General features: G+C 65.6%; 13 protein-coding genes. 4 read left to right on the top strand and 9 right to left on the bottom strand.

Annotation, left to right across the window (positions count from 1 at the left end):
* Positions 1 to 44: 44 nt before the first annotated feature.
* Together CR157_RS12635 and CR157_RS12630 are read right to left on the bottom strand one after the other, a co-directional pair.
* The gene (locus CR157_RS12635) at positions 45 to 698 is read right to left on the bottom strand and encodes a hypothetical protein (protein ID WP_110283870.1); all 654 of its coding nucleotides are present in this window, start codon (positions 696 to 698) and stop codon (positions 45 to 47) included.
* Between the two features lie 45 nt (positions 699 to 743).
* Positions 744 to 2306, bottom strand: coding sequence for a sigma-54-dependent transcriptional regulator (locus CR157_RS12630; RefSeq protein ID WP_110283869.1), 1563 nt, complete (start codon positions 2304 to 2306; stop codon positions 744 to 746).
* A gap of 297 nt (positions 2307 to 2603) precedes the next feature.
* Between CR157_RS12630 and phhA the strand changes: the two genes are divergently transcribed.
* From phhA to CR157_RS12615, 3 genes are read left to right on the top strand one after another with little or no spacing between them, the layout of a single operon-like run.
* Positions 2604 to 3440 carry a phenylalanine 4-monooxygenase gene (phhA, locus tag CR157_RS12625; protein ID WP_110283868.1) on the top strand — a complete coding sequence of 279 codons (837 nt, stop codon included), beginning with the start codon at positions 2604 to 2606 and terminating at the stop codon, positions 3438 to 3440.
* A 28-nt stretch (positions 3441 to 3468) separates the two neighbouring features.
* Complete coding sequence (locus tag CR157_RS12620; protein ID WP_110283867.1) at positions 3469 to 3807, top strand: 4a-hydroxytetrahydrobiopterin dehydratase; 339 nt, start codon at positions 3469 to 3471, stop codon at positions 3805 to 3807.
* Complete coding sequence (locus tag CR157_RS12615) at positions 3808 to 4995, top strand: amino acid aminotransferase (RefSeq protein ID WP_110283866.1); 1188 nt, start codon at positions 3808 to 3810, stop codon at positions 4993 to 4995.
* 191 nt (positions 4996 to 5186) lie between these two features.
* On the opposite strand, the gene CR157_RS22615 is transcribed toward CR157_RS12615, so the two are convergent.
* The 3 genes from CR157_RS22615 to CR157_RS12600 form a co-directional block, all read right to left on the bottom strand.
* A complete protein-coding gene (locus CR157_RS22615; protein ID WP_181422052.1) occupies positions 5187 to 5729 on the bottom strand; it encodes a hypothetical protein in 543 nt (180 codons plus the stop codon).
* A gap of 354 nt (positions 5730 to 6083) precedes the next feature.
* A complete protein-coding gene (locus CR157_RS12605; protein WP_110283865.1) occupies positions 6084 to 7403 on the bottom strand; it encodes a D-amino acid dehydrogenase in 1320 nt (439 codons plus the stop codon).
* Between the two features lie 216 nt (positions 7404 to 7619).
* Positions 7620 to 9455, bottom strand: coding sequence for a putative bifunctional diguanylate cyclase/phosphodiesterase (locus tag CR157_RS12600; RefSeq protein ID WP_110283864.1), 1836 nt, complete (start codon positions 9453 to 9455; stop codon positions 7620 to 7622).
* Between the two features lie 299 nt (positions 9456 to 9754).
* Here CR157_RS12600 and CR157_RS12595 point away from each other — a divergent pair, with 299 nt between their 5' ends.
* Complete coding sequence (locus CR157_RS12595) at positions 9755 to 10549, top strand: 2OG-Fe dioxygenase family protein (RefSeq protein WP_110283863.1); 795 nt, start codon at positions 9755 to 9757, stop codon at positions 10547 to 10549.
* A 108-nt stretch (positions 10550 to 10657) separates the two neighbouring features.
* Here CR157_RS12595 and CR157_RS12590 read toward each other — a convergent pair whose 3' ends face one another.
* The 4 genes from CR157_RS12590 to purF form a co-directional block, all read right to left on the bottom strand.
* A complete protein-coding gene (locus CR157_RS12590; RefSeq protein WP_110283862.1) occupies positions 10658 to 11242 on the bottom strand; it encodes a YceI family protein in 585 nt (194 codons plus the stop codon).
* Between the two features lie 61 nt (positions 11243 to 11303).
* A complete protein-coding gene (locus tag CR157_RS12585; protein WP_110283861.1) occupies positions 11304 to 11858 on the bottom strand; it encodes a cytochrome b in 555 nt (184 codons plus the stop codon).
* A 186-nt stretch (positions 11859 to 12044) separates the two neighbouring features.
* On the bottom strand, positions 12045 to 13235 hold the full coding sequence (locus CR157_RS12580) for an O-succinylhomoserine sulfhydrylase (RefSeq protein ID WP_110284032.1): 1191 nt from the start codon (positions 13233 to 13235) through the stop codon (positions 12045 to 12047).
* Positions 13236 to 13245: 10 nt separating this feature from the next.
* Positions 13246 to 14769 (bottom strand): amidophosphoribosyltransferase, encoded by a 1524-nt coding sequence (gene purF / locus CR157_RS12575; RefSeq protein WP_110283860.1) that lies wholly within the window; start codon positions 14767 to 14769, stop codon positions 13246 to 13248.
* Positions 14770 to 14798 lie beyond the last annotated feature (29 nt).

Raw genomic sequence — 14798 nt, 5'->3', positions numbered from 1 at the left:
AGCCCGACACCGACTCGCGCGAGCCGGGGGCGAACGCGGCAGGCTCAATGGCGATGGCGGGCGCGCCAATGCTGCAGGCCGATCATCAGCAGATGCACCGGCAGATAGACCGCCACCGGCCACAGCAGCGTCAGGCCGGCCAGATAGACCAGCGGATCCAGGCTGTCCTGGGGCTGGCCGAAGGGCCCGTGCACCCAATTGATATTGCGCTCGGGGTCAGTGAAGACATAGCTCAGGGGAACCACCAGCCAGGTGAGGCCGGTCTGCCAGGCCAGCGCCCGGCGATCGTAGCCGAGCCGCCAGAGGGCGAAGCCGGCCACCGGCGGCAGAATCAGATGGTAGAGCGACATCATGCGGGTCAGCAGCGGCTGGTTCTCGTCGAACATGTACTCGGTGCCGCCGATGGGGTGCATCCCGGTCAGCCAGGCCGTGCCCACGTCCACCGCCCAGAGGCTACCCACCAGGGACACCGCCAGCCACTGCATGGAGAGCAGCAGGCGATGCTCCCGCCACAGCCCCACCAGGATCAGGAAATTGGCCAGGTTGCACAGCCAGAAGTAGTTCTGCGGCCCGAGCAGCACCCAGTAGGTGGGCGCCCAGCCGAGGATCCAGGCGGTAAACGCCAGCTTCAGCCAGAGGGGCAGGCCTGCCCGCGGCCGGCGCCCCCCGGTCAGGCGAGTATGGGCATCGTCAGGCATCACGGTGCTCCTGGCCCGGATGCCCTTACTCTAGCAGCCTGCCGCTCACTCCTCTCCGGCACCGAGGCCATGGCGCTTGAGCTTGTTGGCGATAGTGGTATGGGAGACCCCGAGCCGCTTGCCCAGCTGGCGGCTGGAGGGGTGTTGCGGATAGAGGGCCGCCAGCACCCGACGCTCCACCTCGCCGAGGATCTCGGCAAGCGAGCCCTCCAGGTCGATGCCGGCCAGCCCCGGCGCCTCGCCCACGTCCGGCAGGCGCAGGTGCGAGGCCTCGATGGTGTCGCCCTCGCACAGCGAGACCGCCTGGAAGAGCACGTTCTCGAGCTGGCGCACGTTGCCCGGCCAGTGGTAGGCGGAAAGCCTCGCCAGGGCCGCCGGCGAGAGCGCCGGCAGGCGACAGCCGATCTGCCGGGCGGCACGGTCGATGAAGTGGGCGGCGAGTGCCTCGATGCCGTCGCGGCACTCGCGCAGCGGCGGCACCGTCAGCGAGAGCACGTTGAGGCGGTGGTAGAGGTCCTGGCGGAAGTGGCCTTCGGCGCAGAGCCGCGGCAGGTCCTGCTGGGTGGCACAGATCACCCGCACGTCGAGCCAGGTCTCCTCGTCGCTGCCCACCCGCCGGAAGCCGCCATCCTGCAGGAATCGCAGCAGCTTGACCTGCAGCCGGGGGCTCATCTCGCCCACCTCGTCGAGGAAGATGGTACCGCCAGCGGTCAGCTCCAGCAGGCCCAGCTTGCCCTCGGGCCGTGCGCCCTCGAAGGCCCCGGAGGCATAACCAAACAGCTCAGTCTCGGCCATGGATTCCGGCAGGCCGGCGCAGTTGAGCGCCATGAACGGCGCCTGGCCCCGGGCGCCGGCCAGGTGGCAGGCCCGCGCCAGCAACTCCTTGCCGGTACCGGTCTCGCCCTGGATCAGCAGCGGTGCATCCAGCGGCGCCATGCGTCGGGCCTCGCGGATCAACGCCTGGAGCCGGGGGCTGGCCTGGAAGATCGCCTCGAAGCCGCGCAGCTCCTGGCGCTGCACATGGTAGATGCGCTCGCCGATGCGATCGGCGCTGTGCAGGGTCACCACGGCGCCGGCCAGCGAGGCCACGTCATCCTGGTGTTCGCGATGCAGGGGGGCGATGTCGGCGAGGAAGGTGGCGTCGCGCAGCTTGATGCGCAGGCCATTGACCCGGGCGTTGTTGCGCCGGATCAGCGCCGGCAGGTCGAGGTCAGGCAGGTAGCGGTCGAGCGAGAGGCCCGGCACCTCGTCGATGCGCACGCCGAGCAGCTGGCCGGCGGCACGATTGGCCGCCACGATGTGGCCCTCCATGTCGATGGACATCACCGGGTCGGAGAGCGACGAGAGCAGGGCGTCGAGCTCCAGGTGGCGGCGCTCGCTGGGCATCAGGCTGACGCGACGCACGCCGAACACCCCGGGTACCGCCTCCAGCTCGGGCTTCAGGGTGGTGAGCTGGGCGTTGAGCAGGTTGGGCACGTGCAGGTAGATGGCGTTGCCGTGCTCGCCCCCCACTTCGCCACGCGCCACGTTGAGCCCGTAGTCGGCGAAGGGGGCGACGATGTCGCGCAGTATGCCCACCCGGTTCTGGCAGTGAAACCTCAGGCGCATCGGGAAGTGCCCCTCGTCGTCATGAAAGTCGTCACGTCGGCGTGACTCTCCTGTAAAGATAACGTGACACTCACCCCGACTCAATCACCGTGATGGCGCGGTTCCCATGTCAGCCCCCCTCATCGGCCCCTCACCGTCACGATTCCCTTACGACCATGACCGCCCTTTCGATCGTCATACTCTCCCAGCTCGTCCCCTGACCCTCCCGCTGGCCTTCTAGACTCCAGAACGATAGAACGATGCCTAGTACTCGACGACTAACGCAGTATCACAGCCGCAAACATCACGGAGCGCCCCATGACGGTAACGACCTCTCCCCACAGTGAGTGCGTCAGCAAGACCGGCTACCGCGCCCGGCTGCCCGACGACCAGGGCCATATCGTCTACAGCGACACCGAGAACGCCACCTGGCAGGCCCTGATGCAGCGCCAGTTGGCGATCATCGAGGGCCGCGTCTGTCAGCAGTACCTTGACGGCCTGGAGCGCCTGGCCCTGCCCGAGGACCGTATCCCCCAGCTCGGCGAGGTGGACCGAGTGCTGCAGGACGCCACCGGCTGGCGCACCGCCCAGGTACCCGCGCTGATCCCCTTCGACACCTTCTTCGACCTGCTCGCCAACCGGCGCTTCCCGGTGGCCACCTTCATCCGCACCCCAGAGGAGATGGATTACCTCAAGGAACCGGACATCTTCCACGAGCTCTTCGGCCACTGCCCGATGCTCACCGATCCCTCCTTCGCCGAGTTCACCGCCACCTACGGGCGGCTGGGCCAGGCGGCCACGCACAAGGAGCGGGTCTATCTGGCGCGGCTCTACTGGATGACCGTGGAGTTCGGCCTGGTCGACACACCGTCCGGGCGGCGCATCTATGGCGGCGGCATCATCTCCTCACACAAGGAGACCCTGTACGCCCTCTCCGAGGTCCCGGAGCACCTGCCCTTCGACCCGGTGGAAGCGATGCGTACCCCCTATCGCATCGACATCCTGCAGCCGCTCTACTACGTGCTTGACGCCCTCACCACCCTGCACGACCTTTCGAGGCAGGACATCATGGGCATGGTGCACCGGGCCATGGAGCTGGGGCTCTTCGAACCTCGCTTCGAACCGGCCCCGAGCACCGGCAAGGCGAGCGCCTGACGACCTTTCGACACGACAAGGAGATACCATGAGCCAGCTTTCCGAACAGCAGTGCGAGGTCTGCAGCGGGGACGCCCCCCCTGTCACCGAGGCCGAGATCGAGGCCTTCAAGAAGGACATCCCCGAGTGGCAGATCGTCGAGCGCGATGGCATCATGCAGCTGGAGCGGGTCTACAAGTTCCGCAACTTCAAGCAGGCCCTGGACTTCACCAATCGCATCGGCGAGATCGCCGAGGATGCGGGGCATCATCCGGCCCTGCTGACCGAATGGGGCAAGGTCACCGTGACCTGGTGGTCGCACGAGCTGAAGGGCCTGCACAAGAACGATTTCATTCTTGCCGCCAGAACCGACGAGGTAGCGAAATAAATGTTCGAACACATTGAGCGGGTCCCCGGGGATGCCATCCTCGGGCTGATCGAGGCCTTCAAGAAGGATACCAACCCCCAGAAGGTCGATCTCGGCGTCGGCGTCTACAAGGACGCCCAAGGCAACACGCCGGTGATGCGTGCGGTCAAGGAAGCCGAGGCGCTGCTGCTCAAGAACGAGACCACCAAGGCCTATATCGGCTCCCATGGCGATCCTCGCTACGGTCAGGCGATCCTGCCCATGGTACTGGGCGAGGGCTCTCCGGTGCTCGAGGCCGGTCGTGCCAGCGCTACCCAGTCACCCGGTGGTACCGGTGCGTTGCGCCTGGCGGCCGACTTCATCAAGTCCCGTCTTCCCGGCAAGGGCATCTGGGTCAGCGATCCCACCTGGCCGAACCACTTGGGCATCTTCCCGGCCGCCGGCATCGAGCTGCACAAGTACCCCTATGTCGACGCCGAGAACCGCCTCAACTTCGACGGCATGCTGGCGACCATCAAGACGATTCCCCACGGCGACGTGATCCTGCTGCACGCCTGCTGCCACAACCCCACCGGCTTCGACCTCTCCCGGGAACAGTGGAAGCAGGTGCTCGAGGTGATCCAGGAGCGCAACCTGTTGCCGGTGATCGACTTCGCCTACCAGGGCTTCGGCGAGGGGCTCGACGAGGACGCCTACGCGGTGCGCCTGCTGGCCGAGAGCCTCGACGAGGTGATGATCACCAGCTCCTGCTCCAAGAACTTCGGCATCTACAATGAACGGACCGGCTGCCTGATCGTGGTGGCGAAGGACCACGAGCAGATGGAGAACGTGCGCTCGCAGATGGCCATCGTGGCCCGCGAGAACTACTCCAACCCGCCGGCCCACGGCAGCTCCATCGTCATCGAGACCCTCTACTCCGCCGAGCTGGCGGCGGTCTGGCGCGAGGAGCTGACCGAGATGCGCGACCGCATCAACACCCTGCGGCGCGACTTCGTCGAGGCCCTCAAGCCTTACGGCCTGGACCAGAAGTACCACTGCGTGGCCGAGCAGCGCGGCATGTTTTCCTACACCGGCCTGACCCCCGACCAGGTCGACCGCCTGCGCGATGAGTTCGGCATCTACATGGTGCGCTCGGGTCGCGCCAACGTGGCCGGTTTCTCCCAGGAGAACCTGCCCTACCTGGCCAAGGCGATCGCCGCGGTCAACTGACCGCCACGCCCCGACCAGCCGACACGCCCGGGCCCTTGCCCGGGCGTTTTCGTTGTCGCCGCCTCCCCGCAACTGTCACGCCGCCCTCTTAGGCGGACTGATCCGCAACGCCCACCCAGCAGACCCTGCGGGTGGCCAGACGCGACGGGGGCGCCTGATGGCGCCCCCGTGATCCCTTGATCTGCCCTTGTTCAGTACGTCCCGATCGACGACTCGGCCTCCGCTTCGATATCGGCCTCGACGCCGCCCTCCAGGGTCTCGTCGGTGGCGCCTCTCAGACGCTCGCGATTCATGTCGATCTGCTCCTTGGCCTGATCGGCGGCGCGCTCGCTGGCTCTATCCAGCCCCGGCGCCTGGGTCCTGGCCTCGGTGTCCGCCTCCATCCCGGCATCGTAGCCGGCCTCGGCGTCGTAGCCAGCTTCGGCCTCCGCGTCGTAACCAGCTTCGGCCTCGGCGTCATAGCCAGCTTCGGCCTCGGTGTCGTAACCAGCTTCGGCCTCGGCTTCCAGCCCGGTATCGCTGCCCGCCTCGGCTTCCAACCCGATGTCGGCGCCGGCCTCGGTGCCAGCGGCGGCCAGCAAGGTGGATTCGCTGGCGACACCGCCCAGCGTTGCGGCAGCAGTAGTGTCATGCTGAATGCCCACCCCCAGACTGGTCGCCTCGGCCTGGGCCACCGTACCGGACAGGCCGGCGAAAGCCAGCGTCATGCTTGCGGCGAGAGTCTTGAGTTTCATGGCGTCTCCTTGTCGGCACCGGCGTGTGCCGGGCGCTTCAATGCAGTGAATCTGGAGGCTCTTCCGTGAGCCGCCCGTCGACACGGGCTTCATCCTGGCCATGACAATGCCATCTCCGTGCCAGCATGACTTATTATGCTTTATTTTCAATGTGATAAAAGTAAACAGTGTTTCCATACCTGGCCATTCATTGCCAAAATCTCGCCAGAACGTCGCCACCTGCCAACAGCCATGGGGGGGTGAGACGCGCTTCTGCCTAGTCGGAGTAAGGGCCGACGCTGTCGGCATGAGGAGACAGAAAAGGCGACACCGGACCCATGGGTCCGGTGTCGAGGGGCAGGACAGAAGGGAAGTTCAAGCCGCGTAGCGTGAGACGTCGAGGCCACTCGGGTCGATGGCAGGCCCACGACCGCTCATCAGGTCGGCCAGCAACTGGCCGCTGCCGCAGCTCATGGTCCAGCCCAGGGTGCCGTGGCCGGTGTTCAGCCAGAGGTTGTCGACCCGGGTGGCGCCGATGATCGGGGTGGAATCCGGGGTCATCGGCCGCAGGCCGGTCCAGAACTCGGCCTTCGCCACGTCGCCGCCCTCGGGGAAGATGTCGCTCACCACCATGCTGATGGTCGCCCGGCGCCTCTCCAGCAGGTCGAGATTATAGGAGGCCAACTCGGCGGTACCGCCCACCCGGATGCGGTCGTCGAAGCGCGAGATCGCCACCTTGAAGCTCTCGTCCATCACCGTGGACTGGGGGGCGCCGCCGTCGTCGGTCACCGGCACGGTCAGGCTGTAGCCCTTGACCGGGTAGATCGGCAGCCGGATGTCCATGTCCTTGACCAGGAAGGGCGAGTAGCTGCCCAGGCAGACCACATAGGCATCGGCGGTCAGCTCACCAACGTTTGTCACCACGCTCTCGATGCGGCCCGCCGAGCGCTTGAGGCGCTGGATCTCGACGTTGAAGCGGAACTCGACGCCGAGCCGCTCGCGGCAGTGATCCGCCAGGCGGTTGGCGAAGAGATAGCAGTCGCCGGTCTGGTCGTCGGGCAGGTGCAGGCCACCGACGAACTTGCCGGGCACGCGGGCGAGCGCCGGCTCCACCGCGGCGAGCTCGTCGCCCCCCAGCAGCCGGTGGCGCACGCCGCACTGCTCGAGCACCTTCATGTCCTTGCCCACGGCTTCCACCTGCGCTTCGCTCCTGAACAGCTGCAGCAGGCCGCGCTGGCGATCCTCGTAGCGGATGCCGGTCTCCTCGCGCAGGGCATTGATGCAGGCCCGGCTGTGCTCGGCCACCCGCACCATGCGCTCCTTGTTCACCGCATAGCGCTCGGGGTTGCAGTTGCCGAGCATCTGCATCATGAAACGCGCCATGGTCGGATCCATCTTCGGCTGGATCTTCAGCGGGGCATGTTCCTGGAACATCCACTTGACCGCCTTTTGCGGGATGCCGGGGGCCGCCCAGGGCGAGGAGAAGCCGAAGGAGACCTGACCGGCGTTGCCGTAGCTGGTCTCCAGCGCCGGGGACGGCTGGCGATCCACCACCGTGACCTCGTGGCCCTGGCGGGCCAGGTAGTAGGCACTGGTGACGCCGACGACACCGCTGCCGAGAATCAGTACCTTCATGGGTTCTCCTCCCTTGGCTTCCGTTGTTGGATGGCCTAGTGCTTGTGATCGCTGCCGCAACGCAGGTCGCCCGGCACAGGTGCCGGGCGACGGAAGGAGTATAGGGAAACCTATCCAGTGGATGATGCTGTTTATCCATCTATATCCAATTCATATAAATGTATTTTCAACAACAAGCAGGATTATATTTAATATTAATCCGTAATTATAGTCGATTCGCCTACGGCCAGCTGTGCGGGAGTGAACGCCGTATTCTACGCAAGAGTCGCACCGTGCTCAGCTCAACAGGCTTCCGAGACTCGGCACCACCCCGACGAGCAGCAGCCGCTCGATGGCAGCGGCGGGCATGGGGCGATAGAAATAGAAGCCCTGTACCAGATCGCAGTGTATCTCGCGGACCAGGGCGAGCTGCTCGGCGTTCTCGACCCCCTCGGCCACGACCTCGAGCCCCAGGCGATGGCCGATGAAGACCGCCGCCTCCATGATGGCGCGATCCTCGGGCTGCCCGGGTCCATCCCGCACGAAGGAGCGGTCGATCTTCAAGGATGTCACCGGGAACTGCTTCAGGTAGCTCAGTGACGAGTAGCCGGTACCGAAGTCGTCGATGGCGATGCGGAAGCCGCGATGGTGCAGGGAACGCAATCCCTCGAGGATGCGCGCATCGGCTTCGATCAGCACGTTCTCGGTGAGCTCGATACCGATCTCTCGCGGCCCGAGACGGTAGCGACGAAGGTGGGCCTCGAGTCGCTCGAAGACATCGTGCCGCCCCATCTGCCGTCCGGAAAAGTTGATGTCGATGCGCTCCAGCTTCACGCCGGCATCCCGCCACAACGCCCGCTGCCGGCAAGCCTCCTGCATGACCCAGTCGCCCAGGCGATGGATCAGCCCGGAACGCTCGGCGACGGGAATGAACTCCTGGGGCGAGACCGGTTGCCCATGGAGCGGCGTCCATCGCAGCAAGGCCTCGAGGTTCTCGATCTGGCCACTGACCGCCGACACCTGAGGCTGATAGTGCAGGGAAAGTTCATCGTTGTCGAGGGCAAGCTCGAGGCTTTCGGCCAGGCGGTGCTGTCGTACCAGCTCGTCGTGCAGATGCTGGTGGAAGAACTGCAGCCCCCCTCGCCCCTCCAGCTTGGCCCGGTTCTTGGCCACATCGGCATTGCGGATCAGCTCGCGGGCACCGTTGCCGTTGTCGGGAAACAGGCAGATCCCCAGGCTCGCCGTGATGCCGCGTTTGTGTCCCTCCAGGCCGAAGGGCCGCCGGAAGACCTCCTGCACCTTGTGCAGGACACGCATGACATCGTCTTCCCTGTGCAGGCCGGGAAACGCCAGCACGAACTCGTCACTCGAGACCCGCGACATCAGGTCCGTGGCTCGCAGTTGCTCGCTCAGTCGTCGGCTCAGCTCGATCAGCAGGCGATCCCCCTCCTCGTAGCCGAGGGCATCGTTGATCTCGACGAAGCGATCGATGTCGAGGTAGAGCAGCGCCAGGCCGAGACCCCGTCGGCGACACCCGTCGAGGACCTCGTCGAGATTCGCCTCGAAGGTCTGGCGGTTGGGCAGGTGGGTCAGGCGATCGAAGCGAGTGGCGAACTCCAGATCGCGATGGGCCCGCTTCTGGTCGGAGAGGTCCACGTCGACACAGAACATGAGTGGCTCGTCGGTGTGCTCGTTGAGCATGACGTGGTGGGAGAAGACGGGAACCAACTCACCACTCTGATGCTTGAGCTCCAGCTCGCCTGCGGGAATCTCGACGCCTTCGTGTATCCACGCTCGATGGGCCGCAATGACGCCATCGCGCATGACGTCGGGAATGATCAGGTCCTCGAGCAACTCCCCCTGCGCCTCATCCGGCGCGTAACCGTAGAGACGAGTGCTGGCCTCGTTCCAGTAGATCACGCGACGGTGGCGGTCGTACCCCTGCACCGCCACCTTCGGCAGGCTCTCCAGCAACGCCCTGAAACGCTGCTCGCTCTCCAGATACTGGCGCCGAACACGCTCCACGTCTCCCTGGCCACCCCCTGCGGTGGCAGGCGAAGCGAGTCGAGTCACCGGCCGTTTCGGCAGCCACTGTCCCAGCCACTGCCTGAGACGGGAGTCGCGGGCGAACATTCACATCCTCTTCGTCGGGAACGGCGCCAGCCAACCATCAAGGATCAAGGCCGGGAGGCCTGATCATGCTGGCGCCTAGCTCTTATATCCTACACCTCCCTGTCGCCAATCTCCTACATCCCTGATCGGAGTGGTCCCGACTATCCCATACCACTGGTCGAGATCCATCACCACATTTGTAAATTATAAGTACATTTCTTTGACATTTCATTGCATTTATTTTCATTTTTCTTCTGTGGGTCGGACTTTTGTCCGACAGCGCACGGGCAATTCTGCCCTATCGACAGGAGAAAACTCTCATGAAACTCGAGACCCTGAAGTATGGCTTCGACCTCACCGGCATGCCCATTGATCTGCTGGCAAACTACTGGCCTTCGACAGTGGCCACCTCGCTGGCGCAACAGGACTGGGCACTGACCGAGGTGCGCTCACGCCTGGACCTGGAGGCCTGGCAGGCCTTCACCGACGACCTTCCCCGGGACCCCTACGTCAACCGTCGCTGGAAACGCATGTCCTGGCTGGCACTCGATGAGCTGGGCGACGTCAAGGAGATGGGGCACTGCCCCATGGCACAGGGCGGTGCCTTCAACGACGCCGAGAGCATGGCCGACCGCCTGCGTTACTACGATCCCCTGACGCCCGACTTCCTGGCCCGCCCCGACGTCAAGGCCTTCGTGCGCGCCTGGGCGAGGCTGTGGAACCTCGGCGCCAACGAGCCGATCCTGATGCAGATCACCGGAGTCCGCGGCGAGGGCCGGGTCGACCCATTGCAGGGCCAGGGTATCCATGCCGATGGCTGCAAGGCCCTCAGCATCCTGGTGCTCAAGCGGGAGAACGTGAGCGGCGCAGACAACCACCTCTACGCCGACAAGGCCGGTAGCCACCCCCTCGCGGACGCCACCCTGGCCCCCGGCGATATCCTGCACCTGCGAGATGATCGTATCTTCCACAGTGTGGACGGGATCGCCCAGGATGACCCCGACGCGCCCTTCGAGCGCTTCATCATCATCATCAACAGCCGCTTCGTGGATGACTTCCAGAACCGCATCCTGCGGCGCCACTTCCCCGACGCGGTCCTCAACGAAGGCGCTTGAGCAGATCCCGCGTCGGGAGGGAGGCTCCCGATGCGGCGCCTCCACCACAAACACGACACCCCCGGGCCGAGGGCCCGGGGGTGTCGTCGTTACGGGGTAACGGGGAGCTTACTGGCGTACGCCCTCGAAGGTCACGTAGAGCTCGAGCTCGTGCATCGCCTCCGGGAAGTCGCTCATGTCGATGCCGAAATCGGCCAGGGTCAGCATGGCGGAACCCTCGAAGCCGGCCCGATAGCCCCCCCAGGGATCCTCGCCCTCGCCCATCAGGGTCACCGGCATCTCGATCTCGCGGGTCTCGCCGTGCAGGGTCAGGTCACCGGTCAGCATGCCATCGTCGTCGCCGTTAGGCGTGAAGCCGGTGGAGACGAAGGTAGCGGTCGGATACTCGCCGGCATCCAGGAAGTCGCTACTGAGGAAGTGCTTGTCGCGCTCGGCGTTGTTGGTGTTCAGGCTGTCCACCTGCACCTCCATCTCGACGCTGGCAGCCTCGAGATTCTCGGGGTCGTACTGGAACTGGCCCGAGAACTCCTCGAAGTTGCCGAGGATGTAGGAATAGCCGAGATGGTTGATCTTGAACTGGATGAAGCCGTGCTGGCCTTCGGTGTCGATCGCGTAGTCGTCGGCCTGGGCCTGGGAAAGCGGTACCAAGGCCGCGGCGGCCAAGGCGGTGGCAAGGGCGGTCTTCTTCAGCATCGGTGATGTCTCCTTGGGATCGGGTCCACCCGGGGGCGGAACTTACACGGGGGCGCCCGGCTCAGGGTCGCCGGGAATGCGCCGGATTGATCATTCGCCTGAGCACGTCGTGGTGATTGACGAGATGGTGCTTGAAGGCGGCCAGGGCATGGCCCGCCGCGAGCAGGATCAACGCCAGGGCGCTGTACCAGTGGACCTCGCCGGCCAGGGTGGCCTGGTTGGGCAGGTCGCTGACCAGCGCCGGCACCTCGAAGAGGCCGAATACCCCGATCCCATGGCCGTCGGCGGTGGAGATCAGGTAGCCGCTGACCAGCACCATCAGCATCAGCACATAGAGGGCGATATGGCCGAGGTGGGCGGCGAGGCGCTCGAGACGATGGCCGCGGCCGGCCGGCGTCGGCTGGATGAAACGCCAGGCCAGCCGCAGCAGGGTGGCGAACAGCACCAGCATGCCGATGGAGCGGTGCCACCAGGGGGCCAGGTTGTACCAGCTGTCATAGTAGCCCAGGCCGGTCATCCACCAGCCCAGGGCGAACAGGCCGACGATGGCGATCGCCAGGATCCAGTGCAGCAGGATGCTGACGAGTCCCCAGCCACTCTCCGTATTGCGCCACATGGTCTCGTTCCTCGGGTGCCTCGATGACGATGGCGAGAAGCATACCGTAGCGCATCATCAGCATCCGCTGAAAAAAGCCGAATGCACCATTCGGAAAAACCGTTAGCTCCCGCCCAGCGACGACGCCCGTACCATCACACGGTGGCGCGGGCCATGGCCATCGCGGTTACGCAAAGCGAGGTCCGCTTAAGCCAGGGCGTCGAGGCCGCGGGCCAGGTCGGCACGGATGTCGTCGAGGGCCTCGAGGCCCACCGCCACGCGGATCAGCCCCTCAGTGATGCCGGCGGACGCCTTCTGGTCGTCGGAAAGCCGGCCGTGGGTGGTGGTACCGGGATGGGTGATGGTGGACTTGACGTCGCCCAGGTTGCCGGTGATCGAGAGCAGGCGGGTGGCATCGATCACCGACCAGGCCACCTCGCGACCGCCCTTCACCTCGAAGCCGATCACCGCACCGAAGCCCCGCTGCTGACGGGCGGCCAGTGCATGCTGGGGGTGGCTCGGCAACCCGCTGTAGTGGACCCGCGCTACCGCCGGGTGGGCTTCCAGCCACTCGGCCAGGGCCTGGGCGTTGTCGCAGTGGGCGCGCATGCGCAGGTTCAGGGTCTCGAGGCCCTTGGTGAAGATCCAGGCGTTGAAGGGGCTCAGGCAGGGGCCGCAGGTGCGTACCACGCCGAACAACTCCTCGAGCTCGGCGTCACGCCCCACCACCGCCCCGCCGATGGCCCGGCCCTGGCCGTCCAGGTACTTGGTGGCGGAGTGGATCACCAGGTCGGCACCCAGTTCGATGGGCTTCTGCAGCGCCGGGGTCAGGAAGCAGTTGTCGATGGCCAGCAGCGCGTCATGGCGGTGAGCGAGATCGGCCAACACCGCGATGTCGACCACCTCGGAAAGCGGGTTGGAGGGCGTCTCGGCGAACAGCAGCTTGGTCGCCGGGGTGATGGCCGCCTCCCAGGCGTCGAGGTTCGACAGCTCCACGTAGCGGGTGGTGATGCCGAGCTTGCCCAGGTACTTGTCGAACAGGCTGACGGTGGAGCCGAACAGCGAGCGCGAGGCGACGATCTCGTCGCCGGCCTGCAGCAGCGCCAGGGCGGTGGCCAGTATCGCCGCCATGCCCGAGCTGGTGGCCACGCAACGCTCGCCCCCTTCCATGGCCGCCAGGCGTTGCTCGAAGGTGCGCACCGTGGGATTGGTGAAACGCGAGTAGATGTTGCCCGGTTCCTCGCCACCGAACTTGCGCGCGGCCTCGGCCGCGCTGCCATAGACGAAGCTCGAGGTCGGGAAGATCGGCTCGCCGTGCTCCTGCTCATGGGTACGCTGGTGGCCGGCGCGTATCGCCAGGGTCTCCAGGTCCCAGTCCGGTGTCTGGTCATCGTGCATGGTCGGCCCCTCAGTCATCGATGTCGTCGTCCTGGTTGTGCATCCCCACCAGGGCATGGTCGCCGGCACTCTGCTCCTGCTTGGCGGCGTCGTTGCGCGAGGCCTCCAGGTCCGAGAGATAGGCCTCGTCGATGTCGCCGGTGACGTAGTTGCCGTCGAACACCGAGCAGTCGAACTGCTCGAGGGTCGGATTCACCTCGCGGCAGGCGGCCTTCAGGTCCTCGAGATCCTGGTAGAAGATGCGGTCGGCACCGATCAGCTCGCCCACCTCGGCCTCGCTGCGGCCATGGGCGATCAGCTCGCTGGCCGCCGGCATGTCGATGCCGTAGACGTTGGGGTAGCGCACCGGCGGCGCGGCCGAGGCGAAGTAGACCTTGTTGGCGCCGGCTTCCCGGGCCATCTGGATGATCTGCTTGCAGGTGGTGCCGCGCACGATGGAGTCGTCCACCAGCAGCACGTTCTTGCCCTTGAACTCGATGTCGATGGCGTTGAGCTTCTGGCGCACCGACTTCTTGCGCTGGGTCTGGCCGGGCATGATGAAGGTCCGCCCGATATAGCGATTCTTCATGAAGCCTTCACGGTAGGTCACCCCCAGGTGCTGGGCGAGCTCGAGGGCCGAGGTGCGCGAGGTATCGGGAATCGGGATCACCACGTCGATGTCGTGCTCCGGCCACTCGCTCTGGATGCGATCGCCGAGCTTGCGCCCCATCTGCATGCGGGTGCCGTAGACATAGGCGCCGTCGAGGATGGAGTCGGGGCGCGCCAGGTAGACGTGCTCGAAGATGCAGGGCGCGAGCCGCGGCCGGTCGGCACACTGCTGGGTATGAATGGTGCCGGTCATGTCGACGAAGATCGCCTCGCCCGGGTCCAGGTCGCGGTGCAGCTCGAAGCCACCCACGTCGAGCGCCACCGACTCGGAGGCGATCATCACCTCCTGCCCCTGGCCCTCGTCGCGGATACCGAACACCACCGGGCGAATGCCGTGGGGGTCGCGGAAGGCGACCATGCCGACGCCGTTGATGATCGCCACCGCGGCATAGCCGCCCTTGCAGCGGCGGTACACGCGCCGTACCGAGTCGAAGATGTCGCCGGGCTCGAGGTGCAGCCCCTGCTTGCCCAGCTCGTGGGCGAAGACGTTGAGCAGCACCTCGGAGTCGGAGCTGGTGTTGATATGACGCAGGTCGGAGGAGAACAGCTCCTGCTTGAGCTGGTCGGAGTTGGTCAGATTGCCATTGTGGGCCAGCGAGATGCCGTAGGGCGAATTGACGTAGAAGGGCTGCGACTCTGCCTCGCTGGCGGAACCGGCGGTCGGGTAGCGCACATGGCCGATGCCCACGTTGCCCTTGAGGCGCGTCATGTGGCGAGTATGGAAGACGTCCCGCACCAGGCCGTTGCTCTTGCGCAACAGGAAACGGCCCTCATGCCAGGTCATCATGCCGGCGGCATCCTGTCCGCGATGCTGGAGCACCGTCAGGGCGTCATAGATGCCCTGGTTCACCGCCTGCTTGGCCATCAGGCCCACGATACCGCACATACCACCTTACCTCGCTTGCCTTGATGAGA

Origin of the sequence: Halomonas sp. LBP4 (assembly GCF_003202205.1) — a bacterium.
GTDB classification, from domain to species: Bacteria; Pseudomonadota; Gammaproteobacteria; order Pseudomonadales; family Halomonadaceae; genus Halomonas; species Halomonas flagellata.
The sequence above is the reverse complement of the archived record's forward strand: the minus strand, read 5'-3'. Positions and strand labels throughout refer to the sequence as shown.

Bases quoted from the DNA above. Each gene is read 5' to 3' on its own strand.
- CR157_RS12620 (WP_110283867.1), top strand. From the start codon at position 3,469: ATGAGCCAGCTTTCCGAACAGCAGTGCGAGGTCTGCAGCGGGGACGCC.
- purF (WP_110283860.1), bottom strand. From the start codon at position 14,769: ATGTGCGGTATCGTGGGCCTGATGGCCAAGCAGGCGGTGAACCAGGGC.
- CR157_RS12580 (WP_110284032.1), bottom strand. From the start codon at position 13,235: ATGCACGATGACCAGACACCGGACTGGGACCTGGAGACCCTGGCGATA.
- CR157_RS12585 (WP_110283861.1), bottom strand. From the start codon at position 11,858: ATGTGGCGCAATACGGAGAGTGGCTGGGGACTCGTCAGCATCCTGCTG.
- phhA (WP_110283868.1), top strand. From the start codon at position 2,604: ATGACGGTAACGACCTCTCCCCACAGTGAGTGCGTCAGCAAGACCGGC.
- CR157_RS12600 (WP_110283864.1), bottom strand. From the start codon at position 9,455: ATGTTCGCCCGCGACTCCCGTCTCAGGCAGTGGCTGGGACAGTGGCTG.
- CR157_RS12615 (WP_110283866.1), top strand. From the start codon at position 3,808: ATGTTCGAACACATTGAGCGGGTCCCCGGGGATGCCATCCTCGGGCTG.
- CR157_RS22615 (WP_181422052.1), bottom strand. From the start codon at position 5,729: ATGAAACTCAAGACTCTCGCCGCAAGCATGACGCTGGCTTTCGCCGGC.
- CR157_RS12635 (WP_110283870.1), bottom strand. From the start codon at position 698: ATGCCTGACGATGCCCATACTCGCCTGACCGGGGGGCGCCGGCCGCGG.
- CR157_RS12630 (WP_110283869.1), bottom strand. From the start codon at position 2,306: ATGCGCCTGAGGTTTCACTGCCAGAACCGGGTGGGCATACTGCGCGAC.
- CR157_RS12595 (WP_110283863.1), top strand. From the start codon at position 9,755: ATGAAACTCGAGACCCTGAAGTATGGCTTCGACCTCACCGGCATGCCC.
- CR157_RS12590 (WP_110283862.1), bottom strand. From the start codon at position 11,242: ATGCTGAAGAAGACCGCCCTTGCCACCGCCTTGGCCGCCGCGGCCTTG.